Below are 26,700 nucleotides of genomic sequence, written 5' to 3' on the forward strand. Positions count from 1 at the left end.
GCGAGATCCATTCAATTGTTTGTGAAAAATTCTAGACTTTATCTTGTTTGACTGACTAACAATCTAAATCCTATCTTCGGTGTATGCAAAAAATTGTTTTATCTGCAGTGAGTGTGCTGAGTTTTCTGTTACTGACTTCTTGTGGATCTGTTCCCGTAAATTACGAAGATGGATTTAGAGAGAACAAAAGTTCGGCGGGCGTTTATACGGTCGAGTTCACTGGCAATGGAAATTCAAAACCTGAATCAGTCGAGAAAGCATTGAATCGTCGTTGTGCGGAGCTGACTTTGAAAGAGGGCTTCGATCAATTTACATTCTATACAAAATCACGCAGCGATAAAGCAACATGGGGAAGTGGTGTGACGGTGCCAAGATACTACGGCGTTATTCACATGCATAAGGGGACAGTGCCGGGTGGACTTGATGCCAAGGCTATCATGGCGGAATCATTGCCTGAAGATATTAAAAACTAAATTTAAAACAAACATCTGTTCAAGGAGGAACAATGGTTAAATACGCATTTGCAGGCGTAGCGGCATTCTATTTGGTTGGTTGTGCATCTGGTGGTGGTGGTAATGGCGGCAGAGGCGGGCTTATCGCGGGTACAATGTATTCTTCTCCAGCGACTTTCTCTCAAGAAGAATTCAATAAAGATCAAAAGAAGTATTCTAAGACATGGACAACGTACAAGGGTGGCGGTGTTGATTCTTATAAGAAAGTTGTAATCCCAACTTATTCTTTGAATCTACAAACTGACATGTACACAGTTGCAAAGAACAAACTGGCTAGTTTGGTAAATGCAGGTGATGGCGCTAGAAGTACGCTAACTTTCTCCGTAAACTTCCCATGGGAGAAAAACCAACAAGTCATGCAAGAGATCGCTGGTATCTCTTATAATCGTCTTAAAGAAAAATTCAAAAAAACAGGCGTAGAAGTTGTTGAGTGGTCTTCAGTTGTTGCGGCTTCTGATAAAGCTTCTAAATATGAAAAAGAAAACTTTGGTACAACTCCGGTTGTTAAGGGCGAGAGCTTTGTTTCTTTCTCTGCTCCAAATGTTCCACGTGTAGTAAATACTTCTATTTATGCGATCAGTTCTTTGTCGCGTGATGCAGAGGTTTCTTTGTTCTTCCCGAACTTTACAGTTGGTTTCGGCTACTTTGGTGGAGAGACGACTCCATTCACGATTGCTGAAGGCCACGGTATGTCTGGTACGACTTTCACTCCGCAAGTTCAAGTTTTGAGTGGTTCTGGCTTCGGTTACCAATCAAAATGGAATGCAGGTGGTATCGCCTTGGATAAAACAGCGATTTCTAACGTTCCATTCGTATTGAAGTTGGATAAAGAAGCTGACAGCCGTACGAGAGCTGGCGAAAAAGAAGAGTTGATGCGTAATACAGTTGTTGGCTTGAGTGGTGCAAAATCTCATGAAGTAAAAGTAAGTTCTGCGGCAAGCATTGTTTACAACCTTGATGTTGATTCAGCAAAATTTAAAGACGCAGTTTTGAAAGAGCTTGATGCTGCTGAAGACTTGATCGTATCTCGCTATAAAATGGAACTTTAATCAGTCGTAAGATTGAAAATTAAAAGAGCCAGAGTTTTCTCTGGCTCTTTTTTTATTCTGATTTCAATGAAGTATAGATCTCATGCCATCGGATATTCTGAAGCTCTTGTTCGACCGATTTTCTTTCAGTGTGGTTCAAGGCTTCATAAGTTCTTCTCTTAGGCCAACCGTATCCCCAGCGGAATGAAGTGTTGAACTGCGGTCCTCCACCAAGGCTTACGGCTTCATAAAAAACCTTGCCGATTTTTTCGTTTGAATTTTCGGTGATGCAAGCTTGCAGAGCAAGATCTGCGGTTTGCTTTTGTTCAAGTGTTCCGCCTTGCCAGTAAGCAAGATCATGATTCACACAGCACTCTAAAAATCCATTCGGTTTAGCTCTAGGTCCATTGGGACTCATACTGCAACCATCACTGGTGAAGGGTTGGATCTTTTCAAGATTCAAAGAGTCTTGGAATGTTTGGCAAGAGGTGAGGATAAGCAAAGATGTGATCACAAGGGCGGTTAGCTTCATATTAGAAATCTAACCGCTCTGTGCAAAGAATTAAAGGCCAGACTTGTAGCGACCTGGAAGTTGAGGCTCTGCAGGCATTCCCTTTGAGATCCTAAATTTCATCGTGCGGCGACGATACTCGTTCAAGGCATTTATCACATCGATGCTTGCGACTTTTTCTTTGTCGTTTGCATAGTGCCACCCGCCAGTTTTAGCATTGTGGTAGTAGCGACCCTTGATGTTTGGATTCGGGAGAGGACGACCATTTTGCCAAACTGCGGAGTTATATTCCTCTGCCGTGTCTTGGTTGCCTTGCATGAATTCCCATAACCAAAGACGGTCATAGTATTCTGGATCATTCTCATCCAATGCTTTATTCAGAGTTTGCTTTAAAACTCCTAAAGGGCGAGTGTCGTTGTCGATAAATGCTTCGACTTTACATGTGCGATTATCAAGAACAGTCACGAAGCGATCATCTTTGGATTTAAGAATAGAGAAGTTTGGATTCCCCTCAAAGTCGGCAATCCTTTTTCCCATCTGACCACCACGTTGAACAACGGCATATGCGCTGTAAAGTGAGCCAAGGCCCAAGGTGTTGTGAAAGTCAGTCACTTGATACTGGATTAAGTTAAAGAATAGCACGCGGCCCGGGTACTCGTTTAAAAGCCCTTTGCTCTTCCAGACTTCTCCGTCGCCTTTCATTAAAAGGACGCCGATGTCGACGATCCCACGTTCGCCATCAGCGACGCTTTTTTCGACCCACTTAAGCATGTTGGTTGCGATCTTAAGGGAGAACTTATCGATCGAGTCGTCGTACTTATCTTGGTTACGAAGTTTGATTTGGTAGTTTGTTTCAAGGGCAGTGCCGCCCCAGATGCCACTGAAGGTTGTGATCTGCGCATCCATCAACCAGAACTCTTCACCAGTCAGGCGATAAAGCATCAGGTACATTCCGGCGCGGTCGTTATTTTTCAGAAAACTGCGCAGAGTTTTAATGTCTGATTGGTTAACCCCGGGAGCACGTTCAGAAGAAACTGCGTGCGCGATGTAGTTCGGAGTTTCACACACATTAGCAGCGTTGCTTGCGAGAGCAACGGAAGAAACATGTACGAGGGAAAGGCTTGTTAAAAATTTTAACACAAGCCGCGAGTTCAGATGTAATAAAGGTGATTTCGTCAACATGGCCCATTGATTTGCAATTGATGGGCCACTTCGAATGAAAAAAGCCAGATATGAATCTGGCTTTTGTTAGAACTAGAATTTGTTAATACGATCAGCCAATTCTGGGTAATCGATGAATGGGTTTCTGTTACCTTGAACACCCATGATCGCGTTGTTGCGTGCTCTTTCTTCGTCATCAACTGGATCTTCTTGATTCCATTTGCGAAGGAATTTTTCTTGGCGTGGGCTCATTGAAATTCCGTAGTGAACAGAGAAGTAGAACAATGCGCGAGCTACGTTACCGCGGTGAGCTTGTGGTGGTTCGAATACATCGTTACCGCCAGTTGCTGGTTTACCGAAGCGAGAAACCGGGCATTTCAATTTTTTGTTGTCTCTTTGAACTTCACCGAATTCGTAGTTACCACGAGTAGAGTTCATTTCATTGTCAGTCGGGAACAAGTGATGCAAATCAGATTTTTGCATACCAACGTTGAACTGACCTGTGAAACGGCTTTGAGGCCATGTGTGCTCAGTGTTCAAGATGTTGCCATCTGGGTATTTGCCTGGAGCTGGGCCACGGCCAGAGCTGAATTCAGATTCAGTTCTGTAAGTACCGCAGTACATATCAGGGATCGCATATTCGCCGTTTACTTTAGTAAGGTAGTAAGTACCCATCATCCAAGCGCGTGCACCGTCATAACCCAAAGAGATATGTTGGTAGCAACCTTCGCCAGAGCAGTGCTCAGAGATCTCATCGTATTTGCCTGGGATTTGTTTGTGCTGAGCAAGCATGATGTGTTGGATGCGAGCTTTAAGAGCTTCGTCAGAAGCGCCGTTAGCAAGATCTTGGTAGAACTCTTCTCCGTAGTAAGGAATACCTTCAGAGATTTGCGCGGCATTGCCCGTGATCGCGATGAACAACGAGACAAAAACAAGAACAGAAGAAAGCATTGCTTTCATGGGACCTCCATAGACAGGCATTAACGGTGCCCGGTAGAAACGCGATTCCATATTAATCGCTTATATGCGGTTGAACTTGCTGAAGGTTTTGTCCTATCGGGTGGGAGGATGGCAATTAGAATCGACAAATGTTAAGGCCACGCGTGTCAACCTCTCTGATGACACGGCGTTTTTGACGATATCCTGACATTGCGAAGTCTTGGTGCGTTAGTTCATTGTTCGAGTAACTGTGGTAGCTTTCTCGAATGGAAAAACCGTTTTCACCTGCAGCTGATCGCAATAAAGAACCTATCCTTGAAGTGCTTAAGAAAGCCATCCGTCCCGAGAACCACCGTCTATTAGAAGTTGGCTCAGGAACCGGACAACATGCGATTTATCTCGCTCCGTTCTTTCCAAAACTTGAATGGCAACCGACTGAGGTGAGTGAGAATCTTCAATCACTTAAAGCTGCGATCAAAGAAGCTAACATCCCGAATATCAAAACTCCCTACAGAATGAAAGTGGGGGAGGATGACTTTCCGATCCGCACTTATGACGTGATTTTGACAGTTAATACTTTCCACATCATGGGTTGGAAGGAATGTAAGACCTTTATGAAGTTGATCAGCGGTCGCTTGGAAGAGGGCGGTAAGGTTCTGATCTATGGGCCGTTCAATTACAATGGCAAGTTCACAACTCCAAGTAATGAAGCTTTTGATAAATCTTTGCGCGAAGCAAATCCATCGAGTGGTATCCGTAACTTTGAAGACGTCTTAAGTGCGATGTTTAAAAATGGTTTTGAATTGCTAAACGATTACGAAATGCCTGCGAACAATCGCATGCTGCTATTCCGTCGTTTAAAGTTCGTTAGTAAAAGATAGTTTAAGTTCCTCTTGCGCTTAGTTTGCAGAAAGCTTAGCGCAAGTTTTAAGAACGAACTGAATTTGTCCATCACCATTGTCATTGGCTACCAAAAGCTTGCCGCTATCTGATTTGAACATCACCATCGTTTTCTTGGAATCACAGACCAATTCTTGCCCGTGAATCTTAACCGCAATACCCGGTATATACTTAATAGGGATGAGTGTGATGAATACCAGTGCCGCACTCATTGCGATCGCAAAGATCACCGTAATTGAATCGTCCAAAGTCAGATCAGCCCAGTCCCATTGATTAAGACTAAAGAAATCACAGAACCCAGTAATCAAGGCTCTCAGGACCAAGTTACATATATAGTAGAGCAACATGGTCGCTGAGGCCGCAGTTAGAACTGTAAACGCATCGTTAAGCCTCAAATAGGCGGGATACTCTGCAAAGAGATACTTGTACCCCTCCGAAACCGCAATAAAGTCCTTGATCAGTGAAAAGACAAAAAGAAACACCACGAATGCCGTAAGGCACATAGCTCCCGCGAAAACACGATAGACGTCAGAATTAGCCGCGTATAAGCGGTAAAAGATAATGCCTTCGACTGTAATTATAGAGATCAGGATCAGCAAAAAAGTGATCGGGATCAGATAAAGCGAAGAAATCAGCATCAACTGGATCGGTAAAAAGGGCAGCAATAGAAATAGAATGCAATAAGTCCCGAAGGCCCAGACCGTTCGTCTGCGATAATTAATTAAATTCCTCATTTCCATTAGGATCACTATATCGTAATCGCAATATTGTTTGATCCTATTGTCGTAACCTTGAGAAAAAGCAAAAAAGCAGACCTGCCGGGCTCCCGGCAGCCACCGAAATCCCAGTAACCCTATCTGCCGGAGGCCCGGCAGGGGGTGTCTCAAAACGAAATTAAGCGGTTTTTACGACGGAAAAAACTGGCACCGCCTGTGCTTTAGTATTCATGCAACTAACCAACCTGGAGGTTGCAAATGAAAGCACAATATCAAACATTCATTAACAATAACGAAACTCAATCAGTTCAAACATTCAATAACATCATGGCATTGAATGGTCTTTGCGAGCGTGACTCTGTCAGACACCTACAAGTGGTTGTCCAAGAAATGTTCCCACAAACGATCGGTCTAGTAGCTCTTGATTTGGGCGCAGGTCGTGGTGTGAACGCAATGGCTTTGGCAGAGCTGGGCTTCAACGTTGTGGCTTACGATATGTACCGCAATTCTGTAGCAGTCTTGCAACGAATCGCTTTGCAACAAGATCTGAACATCTCTTTCGGCATGGGTGGCATCTTGCACCTTGAAAGCTTGAACAAAAAATTCGACATGATCCACGACAGCGAGTGTTTAACAAACACAATTACTGCCACAGATCGCGCTCGTTTCTTGGAAGGTGTGAAAAAATCTTTGGAAGCTGGCGGTAAATTTGTCCTAACAGCAGCGGTACAAAGTGAACAATACATCCCAGAAGAAAGCTTCGAATCCATTCGCTTGGATGCGGACCATGTGTTGTGGAGAGAAACTCCAGCTTGCGATATCCACGGTGTTGTTGAGTATGACGACAAATTCTGGGTAGCTCAAAAACGTGTGATGCCAGCTCAGGTTCTTCGCCAAGAACTTAAAAATGCAGGCTTCGACATTATCACTGAAGAAATCGAAGTTCGTGCAGATGCTCCAGCTTTGATGAGACTTGTCCTAACTAGCGCCCAAGGGTGCTAGTTAGTTTTCTTAAGAGGTGTACCATGAGATCCATAATCGCCATTGCTTTAGTATTGCTAGTCGGTTGTTCAAAAAGTTCAAACGGTGGGGGAGTAACTCCCACGCCAAGTCCGATCACAGATCCTGCAAAGTTTGCGTTCGTTTTAAATACAGGGGATGAAACGCTGAGCAGCTTTTCGATTGAGTCCGACGGAAGTTTGACACCACTGACAGTTGCAATCGGAACGGGAAATTTTCCGAAAGCCATGGTGATGAGTAAACTGCATGACACAGTTTACGTCGCAAATTTGGGCGGCGATTCGATTTCGAGTTATAAGATCGGAACCGACGGAACATTGACAGCACTTGGAGACATAAGTGCTGGAGTTATTCCCGAAGCTTTGATCGTCTCTCCAGACCAGAAGTTCCTCTATTCGATGAACCCTTCCGGTGAAGAGATCCGCCAATTTGCTATTGGTTCTGATGGTACATTGAGTTTTGTAAATGCACTTTCTCACCCAGATGGCGCCGTTCAAATGACGTTCTCTCCGTCAGGTGAATACGCCTATGTCGTTAATTTATCCACGACGGATATTTCACAGTTCAAGGTCAATAGTGACGGAACTTTGGCAGAGCTCTCTCCTGCCAGGGTTGCATCACTAGGATGTCCCTCCGGACCGATAACTTCGAAAACGGCCAAGGATGGCGGTGAGAATGTGTACGCTTTAAGTTGCTCAACGGACGAGGTAGAGGTTTTCAAGATTGGCCAAGGAGGGCAGTTGTCTTCAACTCAAACCTTAAAAACAGGAAGCTTGCCCATGTCTATGAGCATCGCGGATGAAAACCTGTACGTAAATAATTTGGGTGATTCGACGATCTCTCAATACGCGATTCAAAACGATGGCTCCTTGGTCGCCGTTCCTCAGGGAACAGTGGCTTCAGGTGTTCAGGCAGAAGGTATCGCAGTCGATGGGGGAGGCAAGAAGGCCTTCGTAGTCGACGCAGGAAATGATCAGATCTTGTCATACTCTGTGAACTCCGCTTACGAGCTGGTTCCGGTGATGACGGTGAATTCGGGAGCATTCCCAACACAGATTTTATTGAAATAGTTTTTAGCGAGACAGAGCCATCTCAAGCATTTTAGCCATAGGACCGATTTGCATATTGGTATCTTCGTTGGCGGCGCTGATTAAAAGATCCACTCGCGGAAAATAGCGAAGAGTGATCGGTGCATCCAATGTCTCACAGTTTTTCGCAGGCGACGTAACAGAATGTCTGCGACACATCACTGGCCGGTGCTCGTAAATGCTGCAAGCACCCTCGCTACCTAAAAAGACACATTTGCTGTCAGCATTACGCGGTCCTTGTTTCCAAGTTGGATCTTGCAGGGACCGCTGACTTTGTTTTTGCAGTCTTGCTCGATCAACGGGATGTCCAGACTCTACCAAATTCTTCAAAATTTCCGCCTCGTACGAAGTCACTTCGACTTCCATATGACAGCAGGCCGAACAACCCATGCGGCAACTAACCGGGATGTTGTTCCCTTGTTCAGTTTCAATTTCTACTAATTGGTGAAGTGTACGGGCACGGTCTTCGGGGATCGTGTGCGAATTAATTAAGTCCGCATTCTTAGAAATCTCTTCGCTTAAATTCTGTAGAAACGCAGAAAACGTATCACTATCAAGTTGAGCCTCGTAATCTGAAATGAACTTTTTCAGAGAGCGAGTAATACGTGAATGCGTTTTAAAGAACTGATCTGGAGACATTGAACTATTGTAACTGATCCCTAAACAAAATCGCTATGCAAAAGTCTAGTTGCATGCGGGAATAATCCTTATGCACATCAAAGTCGAACTGGATGGGACTACCGTAGGGGTTCCTCATACAATTACCAATGTCAATATCGATGGGCGGGACCTCGTGGTGTCGCATTCCGATGTCATTGTGGATGGGGAGCAAGTCTTCCTCGAGTTTGATGGGAATGTCCCGGTCAATAAGAAGCGCGAAAATACCAAGGCAACCTGGGTTCTTTTTGGCATAATACTTATCGGTATCGACCTTTTTGCGAACAGCAATTTGTTCCTAAGAGGAATGCTTTTGATTACGTTTGTATTGATGTGCGGAGATCTGTTGGCATCGGTTCCGAGATGGATTTCTTGGAGTGCCAGAGTTTTCTTCCTAATCGTTTCGCTAAGACTTCTCGGAGTTTACTATCCCGACATCTGGGAATTCATAAAGTCACTTCCGGAATTGGTGATGAGTTTTTTTAAGCAAGTTCCTTTGTAAAATTAGAGATCCGTATTACTCAGCAATTACTAAGTGAGTGTGTAGTAAGACTTAGAATCTATCGATAGACAGATCATTTTTCCATTCATAAGCTTAATAGCATCAACGACAAAGGATTCACCTATGGAAAAGAATTTCTGGGACGATTTAGGTAAGAAAATTAAAAACGCTTATGAAGAGGCCGAAAAAAAGAGCAAAGCAGATTTGACGATGATCAAAAGCTTGCCGGGAGTGTTGAACTACCTGAAAGATTTAAATGGCGAAGAGATGCTGCTGCTTTTAGATCAAGCTCGTAAAATCAAAAAAAGAAAAAATCCTAAATTCCCAGCAATCAACGGTGATTTCTATGACACCGCGAACTTCTTAAGCGAAGAAGAAAAAGCCATCCTCAATAAAGTAAAGCATTTCGCAAAAACGGAAGTGGAACCCATCGCCACTGAGTATTGGATGAAAGGGGAGTTCCCTTTTCAGCTCGTAGCAAAGATGCGTGAACTGAACATCGTAGGCCTTACTTATAGCAAAGAGTTCGGTGGCCAGGAGCGAAGCTATCTTCTGGAGGGAATGATCGGCCAAGAATTAGCACGTGTCGATGTATCGACTTGTACATTCTTTGGTGTGCACTCGGGCCTTGCAATGAATTCAATTTATTACTGCGGCTCTGATGAGCAGAAAAAGAAATTCCTCCCAGCGATGATTCGCATGGAAAAAATCGGGGCCTTCGCATTGACTGAGCCTGACGTCGGTTCAGCCGCATCCATGGGTCTTAAAACAACCTGCAAACGTGACGGCGACACTTGGACTATCAATGGCGAGAAAAAATGGATCGGCAATGCCACATTTGCTGACTACATTATCGTATGGGCCAAAGACGAAGAAGATCATCAAGTTAAAGGCTTTATCGTTGATCGCGCAACCGCAGGCCTTGAGACTGAGAAAATCGAAGACAAAATGTCTTTGCGTATCGTACAAAACGCGATCATTCGACTGAACAACGTCAAGGTGAGTGAAGAACGTCGTCTGCAAAATGCGAACTCCTTCAAAGACACTGCCAAAGTTCTGAAAACAACCAGAGCTGGCGTTGCGTGGCAAGCGGTGGGATGTGCCAGAGGTGCATATGAGCATACTTTGGAATACACGATGAACCGCAAACAATTCGGTCGCCCGATTTCAGGTTTCCAAATCACTCAAGACCTTTTAGCGCAGATGTTATCTCAGTTAACAGCGATGCAGACCATGGTAGCACGCTTAAGCCAACTTCAAGATCTGGGCACGATGACAGATGAACAAGCCTCACTAGCTAAAGTATTCTGTACTGTGACTTGTCGTTCGATCACCAGCATGTCGCGTGAACTCATGGGAGCGAACGGAATTCTGATCTCTAATAAAGTCGCTAGATTCCTAGGGGACTCTGAGGCATTGTACTCTTACGAGGGTACGAAACAGATCAACAGCTTGGTTGTTGGCAGAGCCATTACGGGGCAAAGCGCGTTCACATAGGTTTTAGATTCTTGCGGTAGCGGTGTCTAAAAAAGAATAAAAGAACAATCCCGATACACATGATCAGCGATCCAGCGTATTTCCAAATACGACCTGGGTCGCTATTGACGGAAAGAACTGACGAAGTAATCAAACCGCTGGCAGATTGATTAAAGCTCGCTTGATAGAAATAAAAGCCTTTGTATTTCAAGGGCTCGTTCATCGAAATCAGAGTTTCCTTGCCACCGTCATAATTAACGACACTTTGATAAGCCATCGCGCGCATAGTTCCAGGATAATCCGTTTTTTTGAAATCATTCAGATTCATTTCAAAGCCTAAGGGGATTCTGCGATTTTGATAGGCGATCAAGTACACTCGGTCTTGAGTAAAGACCTTGATATAGTCATTCAGGAATAGATAACTTTCCTGTCCGTTATACTTCACATGTAAAGAGGGTGAGGTATTCGGCGTTGGGTGATCCATGCGCTCAATATCAAATTTTTGAACAGCTTTGGGAAGGTAACGCAGAACTTTGAGCTCTAGTCCCATCCAACCTGTCTGAATATGATCACCCTCAAAAGTAACGCCTTCTTTTTGAGGTTTGGCTTCGCCTTTGCGATAAAGAGCATAGGCAAGCTTTCCGTCATCTTTAATATTTAAACGGATCTCGTGAATCTCAGTGTTTCGATCCCACAATCCTCCCAAAGAAACTAAAACGGGACCAATTTGCTTTTCGACTTTTTCAAAGACGTTTCTTTGAATCATCCAACCGATTTCACTGACATTGGCATTGCTCAGCTGAAAGCGCAGACCTGCGCCACTTTGTGTATGCGGAGATGGTTCAACAATCTGTTTGGCCAAAGAGTAGGGGATGGATTCCAAAATTTCAAAATCAAGGCCTTTGCTTTTAACGACATAGGGCTTTTCGGGACTCACAGGCTTTTTAATAAAATTAACTTCTTCGCTGTAGACCTTTTCGTAATCAGCTCCGTCAAAAGAACGATAAACCGTAAGCTCTGTGTCTTGCACTGTCACTTCTTTAACTGCAGAGCGATCTCTGGGGAGGTTGATCGTTCCGTCGATCCCATGAACTTGAGTTAGGATCGATCCAAAAAGAATAAAGATAATTCCAATGTGAGCACTGATAAAAGCAACGTGCTTAGGTTTCCACGGCCAGCGATCTGCAATCACCGCAATCAAAGAAAGAGCAAGCGCCCCCATCGCGGAGTACATCCACACCGAGGAGTAAACTAAGTTTTTAGCTGTCCAAGCATCGTACTTTGATTCGACTACAGTGCCGACGGCGATCAGCACTGCAATGGTTGAGATAATAACGACAGCAAGTCTTAGCGAAGCAAGAGTTTTTACGACTTTACGGAACCAACTCATTTCTTCGCTTTTTCTTCCTTAACCGGAGCTTTCGCTGCTTCTGGTTTTGAATCTTTCAGATTTTCTTTAGCCAGTTGAGCTACGATCTTTTGCCCCTCACGCACTCTTTCAATGGAAAGAGCTAACACACGTGCCGATTCCTGCGGAGCATGGAAGCCCGAGGAGTTTTCTGCTTCGACGAAATCGAATAGGAATTGAGCTTGTTTTTGCAAGTCGCGGGCTTGAGCTAGTTTTGCATTCGGAGTTTTCGTTAAATCAACATTCTTGTAGGCCTTAAGATCGTTGATGTAGTCTACTAAGGCATCAAAGGCTACGTTACGAAGTTCCATGTGGCGATCTTGGATTCTTTCAACACGAGATTGAAGTTCTTTCTCAGGAACGTTGTGACATGTTTGGCAGGCTTTGTTGATATTTAGAAGCGGACTTTGCACTTGGTGATCTGTCACCTTCATGGCACCAACACGTTGATAAGGCATATGGCAATCGACGCAAGCGACTCCTGCTGATGCATGCACGCCTTGATTGAACATTTCAAACTCAGGATGTTGCGCCTTTAGAACCTTAGCGCCTGTTTCAGCATGAACCCAGTCTGTGTGACCGTCTTCTTTGTAGTACTCAACGATCTGATCTGCTTTCAAACCTTTGGACCACGGATACGTCAAACGTTTGTCAGCACCTTTAAAGTAATACTCCACGTGACATTGACCGCAAACAAAAGTGCGCATCTCTTGGCGAGTCGCCATTTTGTTGACGTCATACTCTTTGATTCCTTGAGATGCTTTAAATGCCTTGATCCCTTCCATGAAGGCTGGGCGAGTAATACGCAAATTCATATTCGAAGGATCATGACAGTCGATACAAGAAACCGGATGTTTGGCAGAGTGAACGATGTCCTTGTATGGAATTTTATTCATCTCTTCAAAGCCTTTAGTGATATCGCCATCACCTAATTTTTTATAAAGAGTGTAAAGAGAGGCATGACAGTTCAGACACGCACCCGGTTGTTTCGCGGCGTTTTGGCGTTCAGTGTACATCTGGTCGACTAACATGTAGGCGTGACCACGCTCCTCACGGAAATCTTTCGAAAATGCATATCCAGCCCACATTGTTTTCAAGCGAGGGTCTTCATCCAATTTTTGTTGGGAGACATTGTCGCGCGGATCTTTATCAGTAGGGACGTGAGGGAAAGCTTCGGAGCCACCGTATTTAGTGCGTCTCATATCAGCAGTTTTTAGGTAGCTGTCATACTGATGGGGAAAGTTTTTACCCCAGATTGCTGGATCGTCGATATCGTCGTTGATTTCAACCACGCGATAGAATGCGTTCTTTGCTTCAGTTTTGCGCTCGAAAATGTTCACTAGCAAAGCTGTCATTAGGACAGTCACAACTGCGGCGCCACCAACGGCTGCAAATATAAGTTTTGGCTTTGTCATAAACTTTCTCCTACTTAGCGTGGCCTACACTGCGATGGCAATGAAGGCAGTTGGTGTGGTCAGACTGTGTTCCTCCGCCATGGTTCATCGCTTGAACCATGGGTTGGTGGCAGCTAAGGCACGAACTTTTAACGACTTTTAAACTGTGCTCTTTAATACGAATGGGATCGGGGAAGTTTTGCAGAGTGAAGGCTGAAGAGTGGCTAAAGCCATTCATCGCTTTCACTGCGTATTTTCCAACGATGTTATGAGGCAAATGGCAATCGTTGCATTTTGCGACATGGTGGTGCGTGGACTTGCTCCAGGCATCGTAGTTTTCATTCATGATGTGGCAGTTGATACAGGCCTTAGGATCGTCAGACATGTACGAGTAGCCTTTGGCATAGATGAACGAGTAACAACCCAGTCCAATCACAACGCCAAATAAAAGTAAGAGCACGATATTCAGTTTACCCATCTATCTCCATAGTGGGTTTTGGGGGTAAACAAGGTCAAGATGCAAATTGTCAATTAGCTTTCATTTACCAAATGGTAAAGAAATCACCTCTGAAATCCAACCGGGGTTGTGATTGCAAAAAAAAGAGAGATGGTGTTTGCCATCTCTCTTTTGAATTATTTCGTTAAGATTTTTTTACTACAGAGCTTGTAGCAATCCAGAAAGTACCGACGTTTGAACGCGGATGATTTTAAATCCTTTTTCACCAGTTGCTGCCACCAAATAACCGTTCGTATAGAACACGTTATTCACAGAAGCATCTGTACCTAAAGAGAAGCGACCCAAGTAAGTGATCGTCACTAAGTTACAGCCCAACGGAATTGAAGGAACATTCACGGAATAAATCGAAATACCAGCTTCACCGTTTGCTACGAACATATAGCCAGCACCGAAAGCAGCAGCGTTGGCGACTTGTTCAGCCGCAGTTAAGCCAGAAACAGTCGGGTTGGCAGCAAGGCCCAATGTCGTTCCCGCTGCTCCACCTGTCAAGCAGATCAGTCTCGCGCCACCATAGCCAGCTGTAGCGATTTGCATGTTAGTACCAGATACGATCGTTGATTTACCATCGTCAAACTGCGCATTCGGCAAAGTTACATTACCGGCGGCAAGCAGACCACCATTTAGATCATAGTGCTTAACCGCAGCGTCGGTACCGCCCGAAGTTTTTCCCGTCACAACGTAAAGACTGCTATTAGCTGAGTCGAAAGAGATATCGCGAGCATTTGGAAGTGGTGTGAAATTAGCTGTCGTCAAATCCGCTTCATTCAAAACAACCAATCCACCGTTATCGCCTGATAGAGCATAAATATAGCTACCAGATTGGACAAGACTTACCCCCGCATAGGCAGGCACCGATGCGCTAGAAGCACTTCTTAGGAAAGCAGAAGACACCGTCGATGTTAGTTTTCCCGACGCATCCAAAGTAATTTTTTGGACATTTCCTCCGCCGCCGTTATCAGACGTGGCTCCAGCTGCGTAAAGTTTGCCGCCTTTCACGTAAACTTTATGAATATCCGAAGTTGGATAAAGTGCCTGCGAAGGCAGGGTTAAAATACTAGGATTTGAAATATCGATAACGTCGATGGCACCAGCTTGAATCACGCCCGCCGTATTATAGGCCACATAGACCTTTGTACCATTCACGGTGATATCACTCGCTTGAACCTGAGTTCCATTAACAGTCGGCGGAGCCAGAGTGCCCACTAACGTTAAAGTTGGAGTCAAAGACAGAATAGGGTCCAATAAGCCCATCGTTTGATAGCCACCGCTACCAGAGGATGAGTAGGACTGAGTCACATCCGATTGATCTACGGAAATGTTCTCGTACTCGTTACATAATCTGTCATCGCATCTTTGGCTGCTATCACTGGAACAAGCCGCAAGAGCTAGCATCGTGCTTAAGGCTATGGTGAGTTTTAAATTTCTCATATGACGTCCCTCTACTGAAACTAATTAAAAATTTATGTATATCTATTCGGCAGTCTTTTGGTCCTACGTAAGTTATAAAAGGGTGGTTTCCTCTGTGTAATGTTCGCGTAACAGAATGGTATCCCTCTGAAATGAACTTGAGAGGACTCTGATTTCAAGATTTCTTGAGATCTAAATATGAATTACTTTGGTACATCTCAAGATGCGAATGGGCTCAGTTTTGAGACTCCAGACTATGGCTTCTCCTACAAACATCCGATGAGTTAAACAGTTCGGTATGTAGAAACAACGGTGAGGCATGGACACAAAAAATATACTCATAGCTGAAGACAGCGAAATTGAAGGAATGATTTTAGAGCGCGCTCTGAAATCGGCTGGCTATAATGTTGAGCGAGCGAGTGATGGCCTTGAAGCGCTGGAAAAGTATTTAAGCAAAAACAAATATGATCTTTTAATTACGGATATTTCGATGCCGGGACTTTCTGGGATTGAGTTGATCTGGCATGCGCGCGAAAAGAATATTCTACCTCCCACGATCGTTCTTACTTCAAACAGGTCGGAAGAAGCTTCTCTAAAAAGTTTAGAGATCGGTGCTCTGGATCACCTCACCAAACCATATAATTTACCGCTGATCCTTGCGAAGGTGAAGGTTGCTCTGGGGCGCACATGATAAAGTTCGTATTGCCGTTAATGTTATTTTCAATGAATGCTTTTGCAGGAGGATTCAAGTCTGTTGATTTGTCCTATGCGAAGGGCGATTTCGGCAATGTTTATCACGACTCTGGCGAAAGAATCATTTTTAACGGCGATTTTAGTGAAACAAACTCTTTCTTTATTGGTTATGAACATGTTCATAGGGACTATACCAGTGAAGTGGGTTTTAATCGCGATGCCTTGTTGATCGGGGATACTGCGGTTTTTAAAAATCACTATAGCTATCTTGAATTCGTGGGCTCATATGCTGGTGACACAGTGGTCGGTCCACAAACGGCGATTTCTTTAATTCCTCATACAACATACTTTGGCCGTTGGGATTTGTCTTTGGGGCTTCACTATGCGCATTACAACACAGGTGATGTGCAAAGCTTCCAGCCACAGATTATTTTCTTTATTAATGATCTGTGGAGCATTGGTCACAGCTCTTGGTTCTATGAAGACGGCGGTTGGCACCATGCTCACCGCGAGTTCTTGCGTGGTCGTTACAAGTCTTGGGGGGCAGAGCTTTCTTGGGCGGGTGGCGAGAACCGTGAGGACGTGGGGTTCATCGATCAATTTAATTCCTATTCAATAACTACGACTTATTACTTTAAGCGTGGCAATCATATCTACCTAACTCTGGAAGACTACCAAGGGAATAGCCGCAAGGGTTCTCAATGGGGAACAGGAGTCAGATGTTCTTGGTAGAATGGCTTGTACAAAAGATGGAGTCTTACTGGGTAGCCTGGATCATAGGCTTCCAGATTATATTGAACGTCCTTGGCGTTGCTCTGATCTTCGGTATTGCTGTTTACCGTAAAGGCACTGTGCATGAAGCTAAGGTGTTGTTACCGAAGCTTCAAGAGCGTGTGACAGATATCTGTGTGGGTATGAATACAGATACTAGCGACCTAAAAAAACTTAAGAATCGTCATCGTGTAGTGGTCAGAGGTTTGATTTTAAAAGCCTTGGATAGTGTGAGTGGTTCTTACCGAGAGAATTTGGTAAGGCTTTACGCTGAAATGGGCTTCCTCGCTGAAGACCGCAGTCTTTTAGAAAGTAAAAGCTTCGCCAAGCGCCTGGCGGCTCTTTCAAGAATCGATGTCTTACAGGATATGGACTCAGGAAAAAAGGTCGGTCAGATGTTGAACGATCCTTCTCCTTTTGTGCATTTCGCGGCTTTGAAGTTTTTATTGAAACTTCGTTTCCCAAAACTCTATGTCAATATCAATAGAGAGCTCGATAGATTGCTGGCGATAGATCGTATGGATACGGCAGCACAAATTCTGGAGATGTACGCGAAAGGTTACACGGAGGATTTCCTGGACCTTTTAAGAACTCACCAGAACAGACAAGTTATTAGCATGTGTTTGGAAGTCGTTTTGCGCCTGCAAATCGTTGAAGCGATTCCTATCGTTAAGGATCAATTGATTGATAGTTTGCGCAGTGCTGATCACGAAGACCTAACTGGTTTTGACTTCCGTAGATATACGCTGTGTCTGACAGTGGCTCCGGATGAAGAAACTGAAGATATTCTGCAAAAGATGACGGAGCTTGATAATCCGTCGATCCGAAACTTTGCATACTTGGCATTGTTGAAGGTTCGCCCAGATCTTAAGGCGGAGATGATAGATCGTTTATCGTTCGACGAAAGTGTTTTCGGACAACGCTTGTACCGTCAATTGTTAGAGCCTGGATTAGTTAAAAAGGATGTTGCATGAACGATATTATCGCTTTCATCCCCACATACATGAAGTTCGTCGCCGCCTATTTTTTGACGATCAATAGTTTCTACGTCATTCTTTTTGTTCTGGCGTTGTTCTCGATCCGTCGTCGCGTAAGTGTAAAACCCTTATTTGGACAAGAAAACTCCTATGGGTTTTCTCCTCCAGTTTCGATCATTGTTCCAGCCTACAACGAGGAAAAGTCCATTGTAGATTCTGTTCACTCGTTACTGCGCCTGAAATATGGTCAAATCGAAGTTGTCGTTATCAACGATGGCTCTAAAGACAGTACGTTTGAAGTCATGAAGAAAGCATGTCTGTTGCAACCAGACGAGGTGGTGCGCATGTCACATCTTTCAAAAAAAGGTGTGCGTGGTATTTATCGCTCCCAGATTCATCCAAACCTGATCCTGATCGACAAAGAAAACTCGGGCAAAGCTGATAGTTTGAATATCGGTATTGATTACTGTGCTCATGACTTGGTTTGTGCCGTGGATTCGGATTCAGTTCTGGATGATGATGCTTTGTTGTCAATTTCCCTGCCATTTGTGGAAAATCCGGATTGTATTGCTTCGGGTGGAACGATTCAGTTAGCCAATGGTTCGACTTTTAAAAACAGCCGTATGGTCGACAATCAAATGCCAGATCGTTGGTTAGAGCGTGTTCAGATCGTGGAATACATCCGTAGTTTCTTTTGCGGTCGTGTGGGCTTAGACATGCTGAACTCCACACTCGTGATCTCAGGGGCTTTTGGTATCTTCCGTAAGGAAGCCGTGGTCGCAGTCAATGGCTATCAACCAAATAGTTTGGGTGAGGACATGGACTTGGTGGTGCGCATGCATCGCAAGTACCGTGATATGAAAAAGAAATACTCGATTATATTCCTGCCAGACCCAGTTTGTTGGACCGAAGCTCCTTCGGATATTAAAACTTTAGAAAAGCAACGCCGTCGTTGGCAAATTGGTTTGCTGCAAACTCTTTGGCATAATCGCAAAATGATGATGAACCCTCGTTACGGCATCATCGGAATGTTTGCATTCCCATATAATTTCATCGTGGATATTGTTGGTCCCTTCATTGAGTTTTCGGCTTATGTTTGTATCGCGATCACGCTTTCCTTGGGTGTTGCTCAATATCAAGAGACAATGTCATTTGTGGTTGCGAGTATGCTTTACGGGATGCTGATTTCCGTGGGTGCTGTGGTTATCGGTGAACTTTATTATCACCGCTATAATCGTGTGCGCTGTATTTCTCTTTTGGTTTTTTCAACAGTTATCGAGAACTTCGGGTACAGACAAATTAATTCCTACTGGCGCATTAAAGCGTTAGTCGATCACCTAAGAGGCAAACACTCTTGGGGGGATATGAAGCGTAAGGGCTTCGCAAAAAAATAGGGGACGATATGAGTACAGAGATTTTAATTAACAAATACTGCCCGGAGCTTTCGTCCCTTGGATTCGATGTCCCAGCTATTGCTGAGATGATGGAAACCCGCTATTTGGGCGAGTTTGAAATTTTTGGTGCGGCGGCGGGACTCTTTATTGGCAGCTATGAAGGACAGTTAAACGACATTAAAGCCGCCATTGAAAGTATGGATCCGAAATCAATTAAATCAACGGCCCACAAATACAAGGGTGCGATTGCGAACTTCCACGACCCCGTGGTGGTTGAAACGGCTCGCGCGATCGAAACGAATTCTGATAAATGGAGTAAGGAGCAGTTTTTAGAATCTTTCAATATTCTGACTCAACAAACGGCGGAATTTCTGCCACGATTGAATCAGTTAGTTGAGAGTTTTTCTAAAATCCAACAGGAAGCGGCATGAAGAACCTGCAAAAGGTTATATATTCCCAATACATTTTCAGAACATCGTTCATCCTAGCTGGGGTGATCTTTGTTCTTACGTTTCTTTTGAGTTGGTTGATCGGTTCCAATGTTCGTGAGCGTATTCAATATGACCAAGGACATAGTCTTGCCGATCAAGCCTACAATATCGCAGAAAAAATCGACATCATTGTTGCTGCCCGTGTTGGGGAGCTTAGAACTCTCGCGGCACTCCCTTCAATTTCCGATCCCTCAATTCCTATCGCTAAAAAAAGAGTCGTCCTAGATCAATTGGCGCAGTCATTCCCTGAGTTTGCTTGGATCGGTATTGCTGATTTAAATGGTCGCGTGGTTGTCAGCAGCCGTGGGCTTTTAGAGGGTGCCGATATTTCTAAGCGCGAATGGTATATCAAGGGACAGGAGAAAGACTTCTTTGGAGATGTTCATGATGCCTTGCTTTTAAATAAACTTTTAGGCGGAACTGAAAAAGAACCACTGCGTTTTTTTGATTTTTCAAAACCTCTTGAGTTCAACGGTAAAAAGGTGGGTGTAATCGCTGCTCACTTGAGCTGGCGTTGGGCTGAAGAGATTGGTGAAAAATGGCTGAAGCCTTTGCAAAGCCCGATGCCCGTACGACTTACTATTTATTCGAAAGAGGGCAAAGTTATCTTAGGTGATAAGAGCTTGCCTAATATGGCTCGCGAAGACATGCCCGCTATGGGCGAGCGCAATCACTATCAAATCCGTGATCGCGGGAATGAAGAAGTTTTTTTGGAAGGCCAGGCCAGAACTCGTGGCTCTGAAGAGTTGGATACGGATGGGTTTGGTTGGGTTGTCGTTTTGGATCGTCCCACAAAAATCGCCTTTGCCGATGCTCGCGAAGTTGAAATTCAAATCATAGTTATCGGTACTTTGATCGCTGCGGTGTTAGCTGCATTTGGTTGGAGATTTAAAAAGACAAGTTCCCGCGCTAGACGATTGAAAGCTGAAGCTGATGCCTCGAAGGCCGCTGAGCTTGCAGCAGTTCAAGCCAGTGAAGCAAAAAGCCGATTCCTAGCGACAATGAGTCACGAGATCAGAACTCCTATGAACGGTGTCATGGGTGTTACGGATTTGCTCTTGGGAACTAACTTAGATGCAGAACAAAAGAAATATGCTGACTTGATCAAGGTCTCTGCGGAAAGTCTTTTGAGCGTTATCAACGACATCTTGGATTATTCAAAAGTCGAAGCTAATAAAATTGAGCTTGAAAATGTTCCGTTTGGTGTAAGCCCGGTGGTTCATCAGGTGATTACTTTGATGAATTTCCAAGCTCGTCATAAATCAATTTATTTAAAATTGCATGAAAACCTCGGCAGTCACCTAAATGTGCATGGCGATCCTGCACGATTCCGTCAGGTTCTGGTGAATCTGATCAGCAACGGTTTAAAGTTTACCGATTCGGGTGGCGTCGATGTTTATGTCAGTAGCGAATCGCGCGACGGCAAACACGTCACTTTGAATGTTCAAGTTAAAGACTCCGGTATCGGCATCCCTAAGGCTTCTCATTCTAAAATCTTTCAACGCTTTGAGCAGGTAGATGCTTCCACGAATCGTCGTTATGGTGGTACGGGTTTGGGCTTATCAATCACTAAATCATTGGTTGAGTTGATGGGTGGGCAAATTGGCTTTTTCAGTGAAGAGGGTGGGGGCTCCACTTTCTGGTTTAAGCTCAATCTTGAAACTGTGGACTCGCTAGATATGCCAGCTCCGGCCGTGCGTGCGAAACCGAAAAATGGAAAGCTCAATATATTGATCGCCGAGGACAATCCCGTAAATCAGCTGATCATCCGTGGAATGCTTGCAAAGATGGGCCACGAGTTTACCGTTGTGGAGAATGGCCAGAAAGCCGTTGAAACCATTCTGGAAGACGACTTTGATGTCGTTTTAATGGATTGCCATATGCCGGAGATGGATGGTTATCTGGCAACCCAAAAAATCCGTGAAATTGATGGCTACAAAAATATTCCGATTATTGCCATGACGGCCAGTGCAATGTCCGATGAGCGAGATCGTTGTTTGAGTGTTGGGATGACCGACTATATAGCAAAGCCTCTGAATCTTACGACTGTCGAGGCCATGCTACAGAAATACATGCTTGCCGAATAAATCCTAATAGTAATCAGGATAGTGGCCGCCGCCTCTGCCGCGAGGTGTACCGCGATGATATCCTTCATCATACCAGTCAGAGCGATTGTAGTTTTCGTCTCCGCTGTAATTTTGACGTTCTCTATTTTGGTAATCGCGATATTGTTCGCGATCACGATATTGCCCCATATTTTGGCGAGGCGTTTGATAGTCGCGACTTTGTGTGTAGTAGTCGTTGCGGTCTTCCATCCAGTCACGGCTCATTCTTTGCGGTTGGTTGCGATCATACGCACGATGTTCTTGGTCGTACATCGAACGATTGCCACCGCGATGTTGCCCGCGATTTTGATAATCTGAATTCATATTGTAATCACGGTTGAATCCGCGGTTGCCTTCGTAGTCTTCATCGAAGTAACGGTTTTCATGATCGCGATTGTAAGATCCGTAACGTTCCGTCTCTTGTCTACGAGAGGAATTGCCGTAGCGGTCTTGGCCAAGAGAGCTGCCGCCAGCATAATAATCGCTGACATAGTCCTCGTTGTTCATTCTGTGCTCATGGCTTCTATTATCGTCGTAGTCGTATGGCGATCTTGAAGATGAGTTATTCCTGTAATTCGATGATGATTGTTGCCGCTGTCTGCGTGATGACATATGAGTCCTCCTGTTTGGTTTAGGTTACACTCACTTGATAAACCTCAGGGGATCATTCGGAAAGACTGGTTCTTTTGAAATGCTGAATATACATGAAGGGCTGTGAGTTTGAACAGGGTCGCTTCTGTGGAGAGGCAAACAAAGCCAGATAAGTGCTTCTGGCTTTGTTCGACTTTTAACTGTGCACTAATTTAGGATAATTCCTGCGAAGGCATTTTTATTTTGGTTGATCACATTTGCCATCTCAGTGATGCCTGCTTCAATTCTATTTTTCTCTGCAAAATACGGAACCAAAAGTTTGTTAAGCTCTGATTCGCGACCTTGAGTTGCTTGAATCTTAGCTAGCACATCTTGGATCTTTTTGTCCGTAGCCGCAGAGTTAGTAACCGATTGAGTGCGCAGTGCTTGGTTCGCAGCTTGTGTTTGCTCCAAAGATTTAAGTTCATTTTGGAAACCAACAACGATATTCGCTTTAGCAGTTACGTCCGCTTTCTTTTGCGCGTACCCAACACTTTGATCATAGGACTGCAGAGCCGCAGTTCTGTTCGTCACCTCATCACGAGCACGGGATACCGATGACTCGATCGCAGGACGCTGATTGCGTAAATCAGAGATCTGATTTTGCAGGCTTGGGATCACGTTTCGTTGGTAGTCGTTAATTTGGTTCGCAACCCGAGTGTAGGAGTTCGTTTGTTGATCCAAAACACTGCGAGTCGTATTAACATTTGCGCTCAGACGAGAATCAATATTAGAAACTTCGCTTTGAGCAAACTGATCCACTTTGTTCATCAAAGAACCACAACGTTCACTGCCACCAGTGCGGCAATACTGCGCAATAGGATGCCAGTCGATACGATCACGACGCTCGCGATTGTAATCAAATCGGCGATAGATTGAATCCGTAGCATTGGCGTCTTGGCGAGCACGTTGAATATCGATATCGAGTTGGCTCAGCTGACGATTCAAAGAAGAGACCTGATTTTGTGCATCATTAAGGGCTGAGTTCTTGCTTTGAATATTTTGATCAATGCTTGAAAGCTGACTTTGGAATTTCGCCAAATCATTTTTTGAGTTCTGCGCCAGAGTCGCTAGGCGTTGGTGTTCTGCCTCGTGAGGTGCCAAAACTTTCCACGCCTCATCGTAAACGGCGTTCGCTTGTGCCACTTGAACTTCTTTGGCATCAATCAACGACTTCTGAGTCAGGATTTGTTGATCCAACTGAGCAATTTTTTGCTCAAGCGCTGTTTTCTGTGCGCGAAGGTTCACGAGCTCTTTAGTCGTCAATTGATCTAAGGACCCAGTTACTTGGCCAAGCTCTTGGATTTGTTTCGCGTATTGCGTGTTCAAAGCTGCGAGCTGTCTTTGGTAAGCAGACTTTTGATCGTTAGCGCGAACGGACTCTTGATAAAGCGAACGTAGTGCCGCGGATTTATCTTTGTCAAACTTTAGTGGGTCCATTGTCGCTACTTGAGCTGGGACGAATGACTTTTCAAAGTCAGCTTGAACCAAGGCTTTGCCATTCGCGCATTGTTTGATCAATGCATCGACGATGTCACTTGAACCACGCAATGAAAAGTCGATAGCTTTTGATGGCTGATTCGGAACCAGTGCGTGAACCATCAAACGTGTTTGGCGTTTGATGTAAGAAACTAAAGAAGTGGTATCGGTTGGCACTTGCCAGAAGGACACGGCTCCCGTTGCATCTTGCATAGGGATGAAGGCGAAACTTTGGATAGGGGCCACTTCTGTGGAAAGACGAAATGCTTTCGCAGTACCAGAAGCATCGCGAACCCACGCCTCAACCGGGGATGTTCCAGATTTATCATAGCTCAGTTCAAAGCGGTAAGACTGTCCCGCAAGAGTGCGAGTGACTGAAGCCACACAAATACTTTGAGTGTCATCTAAAGACCAGTCTTTCACAGTGACTGGTTTTGCAAATGCGATTGTAGAAACAAGAACACTCGAAGTAAGAATCGACAGAGAGTAGAGTGCGTTCATTGTTATTTTCCTTCCAATTGAATCGTTTCAGAAATTTCCAAATTCATACTGCGCGGACCAGGTTTGCCGGGGCCACCTGGTTTTCCAGGGCCGGGACCGCCGGGTTTACCGGGACCAGGATGACCAGGGCCTGGTGTAGGACGGCCCGGGCCAGGATTTGGTTTCGGTGCAGGTGCCGGTGGCTTCGGAGCTGGAGCCGGAGGTTTTGGTGTTGGCTTCGGTGCCGGCGCAGGCGGTTTAGGTGCCGGAGCCGGAGGCTTTGGTGCTGGGGCGGGAGGCTTAGGCGCAGGTGCCGGTGGTTTCGGAGCTGGAGCCGGAGGTTTCGGTGCAGGTTTAGGTGGCTCTGGGCGTTTAGGGCACCAGCGCGAAGAAACTGTTTCTGATTCATTGCCGCAAGTGACTACGCGGCAGTTTGCAAAGTTGCGTTGGCAAAGATTAAGAGCAGATTGTTCTGCTTGCCAGCGATCATCGGCGGCACCTTTAACGTTGATGGCATTTCCAAGATAGTCAGTTCCCTGAGCTGTACAAGTTGTGTATTCCAAGTTGCATGTTTCAATGCAGTCACCATGTTTTGCTTGGCACTCGCCGCAACTTCCATGGCCGCCCCAATGTTCTTCCCAACCATTATCGCGGGCGTTACAAGTGACGCGAGAGGCAAAAGACGGCGCTGTACCGAACGACAGCATCAAACTCAAAAACAGACTCAGTGGTTTCATTTAGCTACTCCTTGCAGGCAAGGTATTCACAAATGCAACTCACATACCAATTAAATTGGTGTACTTTTGCACCAAGCCGTTAGAAAACGTTAACTCACAAGGAGTTTCCTAAATGGCGTTTCATGTTCACAGCGACAAACCATATTTCGATCTTATTATTGGTGATAAAACTTATTCTTCTTGGTCGATGAGAGCATGGTTGGTCGCGGTGCAATCGGGTCTGCCATTCAAAGAGATCAACATCAAATTGGATGAGCCAAAAACTGCGGCAAGTATCGCTAAGTACACGGACTCAGGCAAAGTGCCAGTTCTGAAACAAGGCAAACGCGTGATCTGGGATTCACTTGCGATCGCTGAATATTTAAACGAACTTTCGCCACAAGCACAGCTTTGGCCCGAAGACGCGGGTACAAGAGCGTTAGCGCGCAGCTATGCCGCAGAAATGCACTCTGGGTTTCCGAATCTTCGCACGGCTTTCAGCATGGATTTAAAACGCACAACTCCAGCTCGTCATATCACTGACGGAACTCGCGCGGAAATCAAACGCATTCTAAAAATGTGGAAGGATGCTTTGCAGGTGAGTGAAGGGCCGTTCCTGTTTGGTGATTTCTGTATCGCCGATGCGTTCTTTGCACCGGTTGTTTTCCGTTTGGTGAATTACGGTATTAAGATCAACGACAAGTCGATCAAGCAGTACATGAAAAACATCCAAGAGCACCACGGAGTTCAATTCTGGGTGGAAGAGGCGATGGCCGAAAAATCAAAACCACTAGAATTCTAGAAATAAAAAAGGGACCGTTAAGGTCCCTTTTCTTTTATCCCAGGCGGCAGCCTTGTTTCGCGGCGATGCGCGGGGCTTTATCTAAGATTCGTGACATGCAGGCACCCTCAGTTTTAAAAGCGACCTTTTCAGCAGGGCCGATTTTAAATTCCTCAGAAGATAGAGGAGCTAGGGAGAGAAAAGAACCAAGGATCGTCAGAGTCACAATGCCTAAAGCGATTCGTTTGTTCATTTTAGATTTCCTTACCAGTTACTAACAGCTACTAGACTTATCGGTAGGAGATCACCTAGACCAAAGGTTTATTTGATAAAAACTTGTACGAAAAACTAAAATTCTTCGTCTCAAATTGAGATTACTTCAGACACTCCATCAACGAGCTGAAGGTTTCGCGGGCAGAGCTTACCGCCAATTTGGCGTTCTGTTCGTTCATATCAAGCTCTCCCATCCATTTCTGGAATTCCTGCCAGCGTTTACCAGTCAACTCCCCATAGCCGCCGAAAAACTGAGTTTGCTCAGGTGTCATATTCAGTTTCTCTTTGAGATGTTTCGTGATGATTTGCCCACCAAGGGAAGAACCCTCTATCACATAGAGTGCTCCAGCAATTGCCGGGACTGAGTCAAGAACTGGCAGGTGAGACGGTGCAGGTTGGGATTTTGTAGGTGTTCCAAGGGACTTTAGATCTGATTCGATGCGTGGAGTTTTAAAACGGTCTTTGTACATGTCGGACAAACCGTGCGTGCTTAAAGCCGTTTCAAGTTTTTTCTCGAAGCCTTCATAAAAGCGATGCATCTTTTGTAGAACTTCAGCGTATTGCTGTGAGTTGAAATCAGGACGAAACACCGGCATGTGCTTTTCAATCTCATTGTGTAGATCTTGAGTGCCGTCTTTAAGTAAAAGCATAACCATCGGTTTCGCCATCATTCA

Annotated in this window: 28 protein-coding genes and 1 riboswitch; of the genes, 14 read left to right on the forward strand and 14 right to left on the reverse strand. The window is 44.9% G+C overall.

Annotated elements, in window-relative coordinates:
* Window positions 1-83 precede the first annotated feature (83 nt).
* Together ACLVWP_RS05730 and ACLVWP_RS05735 are read left to right on the forward strand one after the other, a co-directional pair.
* On the forward strand, window positions 84-473 hold the full coding sequence (locus ACLVWP_RS05730; RefSeq protein ID WP_413560584.1) for a CC0125/CC1285 family lipoprotein: 390 nt from the start codon (window positions 84-86) through the stop codon (window positions 471-473).
* Window positions 474-505: 32 nt separating this feature from the next.
* Window positions 506-1,561, forward strand: a complete 1,056-nt coding sequence (locus tag ACLVWP_RS05735) for a hypothetical protein (protein WP_413560585.1) — start codon at window positions 506-508, stop codon at window positions 1,559-1,561.
* 52 nt (window positions 1,562-1,613) lie between these two features.
* On the opposite strand, the gene ACLVWP_RS05740 is transcribed toward ACLVWP_RS05735, so the two are convergent.
* The 3 genes from ACLVWP_RS05740 to ACLVWP_RS05750 all read right to left on the reverse strand — a co-directional run bounded on the left by ACLVWP_RS05740 (window position 1,614) and on the right by ACLVWP_RS05750 (window position 4,172).
* Window positions 1,614-2,072, reverse strand: a complete 459-nt coding sequence (locus tag ACLVWP_RS05740; RefSeq protein WP_413560586.1) for a hypothetical protein — start codon at window positions 2,070-2,072, stop codon at window positions 1,614-1,616.
* A gap of 30 nt (window positions 2,073-2,102) precedes the next feature.
* Window positions 2,103-3,191: a hypothetical protein gene (locus tag ACLVWP_RS05745; RefSeq protein WP_413560587.1), complete on the reverse strand. Its 1,089-nt coding sequence runs from the start codon at window positions 3,189-3,191 to the stop codon at window positions 2,103-2,105.
* 114 nt (window positions 3,192-3,305) lie between these two features.
* The gene (locus ACLVWP_RS05750) at window positions 3,306-4,172 is read right to left on the reverse strand and encodes an endonuclease I family protein (RefSeq protein WP_413560588.1); all 867 of its coding nucleotides are present in this window, start codon (window positions 4,170-4,172) and stop codon (window positions 3,306-3,308) included.
* Window positions 4,163-4,260, reverse strand: a riboswitch (purine riboswitch). Its footprint overlaps the gene before it by 10 nt.
* A gap of 157 nt (window positions 4,261-4,417) precedes the next feature.
* Between ACLVWP_RS05750 and ACLVWP_RS05755 the strand changes: the two genes are divergently transcribed.
* Window positions 4,418-5,032 (forward strand): DUF938 domain-containing protein, encoded by a 615-nt coding sequence (locus ACLVWP_RS05755; RefSeq protein WP_413560589.1) that lies wholly within the window; start codon window positions 4,418-4,420, stop codon window positions 5,030-5,032.
* 18 nt (window positions 5,033-5,050) lie between these two features.
* Here the strand turns inward: ACLVWP_RS05755 and ACLVWP_RS05760 are convergent, their stop codons facing one another.
* Window positions 5,051-5,785 carry a hypothetical protein gene (locus ACLVWP_RS05760; RefSeq protein WP_413560590.1) on the reverse strand — a complete coding sequence of 245 codons (735 nt, stop codon included), beginning with the start codon at window positions 5,783-5,785 and terminating at the stop codon, window positions 5,051-5,053.
* Between the two features lie 240 nt (window positions 5,786-6,025).
* On the opposite strand from ACLVWP_RS05760, the gene ACLVWP_RS05765 reads away from it, so the two are divergent.
* Together ACLVWP_RS05765 and ACLVWP_RS05770 are read left to right on the forward strand one after the other, a co-directional pair.
* A complete protein-coding gene (locus tag ACLVWP_RS05765; RefSeq protein WP_413560591.1) occupies window positions 6,026-6,769 on the forward strand; it encodes a class I SAM-dependent methyltransferase in 744 nt (247 codons plus the stop codon).
* Between the two features lie 23 nt (window positions 6,770-6,792).
* Window positions 6,793-7,857: a lactonase family protein gene (locus ACLVWP_RS05770; protein ID WP_413560592.1), complete on the forward strand. Its 1,065-nt coding sequence runs from the start codon at window positions 6,793-6,795 to the stop codon at window positions 7,855-7,857.
* A 3-nt stretch (window positions 7,858-7,860) separates the two neighbouring features.
* Here the strand turns inward: ACLVWP_RS05770 and ACLVWP_RS05775 are convergent, their stop codons facing one another.
* Window positions 7,861-8,514, reverse strand: a complete 654-nt coding sequence (locus ACLVWP_RS05775) for a YkgJ family cysteine cluster protein (protein ID WP_413560593.1) — start codon at window positions 8,512-8,514, stop codon at window positions 7,861-7,863.
* Window positions 8,515-8,584: 70 nt separating this feature from the next.
* Between ACLVWP_RS05775 and ACLVWP_RS05780 the strand changes: the two genes are divergently transcribed.
* Window positions 8,585-9,034, forward strand: a complete 450-nt coding sequence (locus ACLVWP_RS05780; protein WP_413560594.1) for a hypothetical protein — start codon at window positions 8,585-8,587, stop codon at window positions 9,032-9,034.
* A gap of 123 nt (window positions 9,035-9,157) precedes the next feature.
* Window positions 9,158-10,531 carry an acyl-CoA dehydrogenase family protein gene (locus tag ACLVWP_RS05785; RefSeq protein ID WP_413560595.1) on the forward strand — a complete coding sequence of 458 codons (1,374 nt, stop codon included), beginning with the start codon at window positions 9,158-9,160 and terminating at the stop codon, window positions 10,529-10,531.
* On the opposite strand, the gene ACLVWP_RS05790 is transcribed toward ACLVWP_RS05785, so the two are convergent.
* From ACLVWP_RS05790 to ACLVWP_RS05805, 4 genes are all read right to left on the reverse strand, one after another.
* Window positions 10,524-11,900 carry a cytochrome c biogenesis protein ResB gene (locus tag ACLVWP_RS05790; protein WP_413560596.1) on the reverse strand — a complete coding sequence of 459 codons (1,377 nt, stop codon included), beginning with the start codon at window positions 11,898-11,900 and terminating at the stop codon, window positions 10,524-10,526. The genes ACLVWP_RS05785 and ACLVWP_RS05790 overlap by 8 nt on opposite strands.
* Window positions 11,897-13,333: an ammonia-forming cytochrome c nitrite reductase subunit c552 gene (locus tag ACLVWP_RS05795; RefSeq protein WP_413560597.1), complete on the reverse strand. Its 1,437-nt coding sequence runs from the start codon at window positions 13,331-13,333 to the stop codon at window positions 11,897-11,899. The genes ACLVWP_RS05790 and ACLVWP_RS05795 overlap by 4 nt, the downstream gene beginning before the upstream one ends.
* Window positions 13,334-13,343: 10 nt before the next feature.
* The gene (gene nrfH, locus ACLVWP_RS05800; RefSeq protein ID WP_413560598.1) at window positions 13,344-13,790 is read right to left on the reverse strand and encodes a cytochrome c nitrite reductase small subunit; all 447 of its coding nucleotides are present in this window, start codon (window positions 13,788-13,790) and stop codon (window positions 13,344-13,346) included.
* Between the two features lie 177 nt (window positions 13,791-13,967).
* Window positions 13,968-15,257, reverse strand: a complete 1,290-nt coding sequence (locus ACLVWP_RS05805) for a hypothetical protein (protein WP_413560599.1) — start codon at window positions 15,255-15,257, stop codon at window positions 13,968-13,970.
* Between the two features lie 298 nt (window positions 15,258-15,555).
* Here ACLVWP_RS05805 and ACLVWP_RS05810 point away from each other — a divergent pair, with 298 nt between their 5' ends.
* Genes ACLVWP_RS05810 through ACLVWP_RS05835 form a run of 6 tightly spaced genes read left to right on the forward strand, consistent with a single transcriptional unit; the run spans window position 15,556 to window position 21,649 of the window.
* Window positions 15,556-15,927, forward strand: a complete 372-nt coding sequence (locus ACLVWP_RS05810; RefSeq protein ID WP_413560600.1) for a response regulator — start codon at window positions 15,556-15,558, stop codon at window positions 15,925-15,927.
* Window positions 15,924-16,661, forward strand: a complete 738-nt coding sequence (locus tag ACLVWP_RS05815) for a hypothetical protein (protein ID WP_413560601.1) — start codon at window positions 15,924-15,926, stop codon at window positions 16,659-16,661. Before ACLVWP_RS05810 ends, ACLVWP_RS05815 begins: the two co-directional genes overlap by 4 nt.
* Window positions 16,655-17,674: a hypothetical protein gene (locus tag ACLVWP_RS05820; RefSeq protein WP_413560602.1), complete on the forward strand. Its 1,020-nt coding sequence runs from the start codon at window positions 16,655-16,657 to the stop codon at window positions 17,672-17,674. The genes ACLVWP_RS05815 and ACLVWP_RS05820 overlap by 7 nt, the downstream gene beginning before the upstream one ends.
* Window positions 17,671-19,071, forward strand: coding sequence for a glycosyltransferase (locus ACLVWP_RS05825; RefSeq protein WP_413560603.1), 1,401 nt, complete (start codon window positions 17,671-17,673; stop codon window positions 19,069-19,071). The genes ACLVWP_RS05820 and ACLVWP_RS05825 overlap by 4 nt, the downstream gene beginning before the upstream one ends.
* A gap of 8 nt (window positions 19,072-19,079) precedes the next feature.
* Window positions 19,080-19,502, forward strand: coding sequence for an Hpt domain-containing protein (locus tag ACLVWP_RS05830; RefSeq protein WP_413560604.1), 423 nt, complete (start codon window positions 19,080-19,082; stop codon window positions 19,500-19,502).
* Window positions 19,499-21,649 (forward strand): ATP-binding protein, encoded by a 2,151-nt coding sequence (locus tag ACLVWP_RS05835; RefSeq protein WP_413560605.1) that lies wholly within the window; start codon window positions 19,499-19,501, stop codon window positions 21,647-21,649. Before ACLVWP_RS05830 ends, ACLVWP_RS05835 begins: the two co-directional genes overlap by 4 nt.
* Window positions 21,650-21,652: 3 nt before the next feature.
* Here ACLVWP_RS05835 and ACLVWP_RS05840 read toward each other — a convergent pair whose 3' ends face one another.
* The 3 genes from ACLVWP_RS05840 to ACLVWP_RS05850 all read right to left on the reverse strand — a co-directional run bounded on the left by ACLVWP_RS05840 (window position 21,653) and on the right by ACLVWP_RS05850 (window position 24,993).
* A complete protein-coding gene (locus tag ACLVWP_RS05840) occupies window positions 21,653-22,279 on the reverse strand; it encodes a hypothetical protein (protein ID WP_413560606.1) in 627 nt (208 codons plus the stop codon).
* Window positions 22,280-22,465: 186 nt separating this feature from the next.
* Window positions 22,466-24,277 (reverse strand): hypothetical protein, encoded by a 1,812-nt coding sequence (locus ACLVWP_RS05845; protein WP_413560607.1) that lies wholly within the window; start codon window positions 24,275-24,277, stop codon window positions 22,466-22,468.
* Between the two features lie 2 nt (window positions 24,278-24,279).
* Window positions 24,280-24,993 (reverse strand): hypothetical protein, encoded by a 714-nt coding sequence (locus ACLVWP_RS05850; RefSeq protein WP_413560608.1) that lies wholly within the window; start codon window positions 24,991-24,993, stop codon window positions 24,280-24,282.
* A 112-nt stretch (window positions 24,994-25,105) separates the two neighbouring features.
* On the opposite strand from ACLVWP_RS05850, the gene ACLVWP_RS05855 reads away from it, so the two are divergent.
* Entirely contained in the window at window positions 25,106-25,774 is a 669-nt protein-coding gene (locus ACLVWP_RS05855; protein ID WP_413560609.1) for a glutathione S-transferase family protein, read from the forward strand.
* 34 nt (window positions 25,775-25,808) lie between these two features.
* On the opposite strand, the gene ACLVWP_RS05860 is transcribed toward ACLVWP_RS05855, so the two are convergent.
* Window positions 25,809-26,006: a hypothetical protein gene (locus ACLVWP_RS05860; RefSeq protein ID WP_413560610.1), complete on the reverse strand. Its 198-nt coding sequence runs from the start codon at window positions 26,004-26,006 to the stop codon at window positions 25,809-25,811.
* 121 nt (window positions 26,007-26,127) lie between these two features.
* Window positions 26,128-26,697 carry a biliverdin-producing heme oxygenase gene (locus tag ACLVWP_RS05865; protein ID WP_413560611.1) on the reverse strand — a complete coding sequence of 190 codons (570 nt, stop codon included), beginning with the start codon at window positions 26,695-26,697 and terminating at the stop codon, window positions 26,128-26,130.
* Window positions 26,698-26,700 lie beyond the last annotated feature (3 nt).

Source organism: Bdellovibrio sp. HCB209, from assembly GCF_047306065.1.
In the GTDB taxonomy this organism is placed as follows: domain Bacteria; phylum Bdellovibrionota; class Bdellovibrionia; order Bdellovibrionales; family Bdellovibrionaceae; genus Bdellovibrio.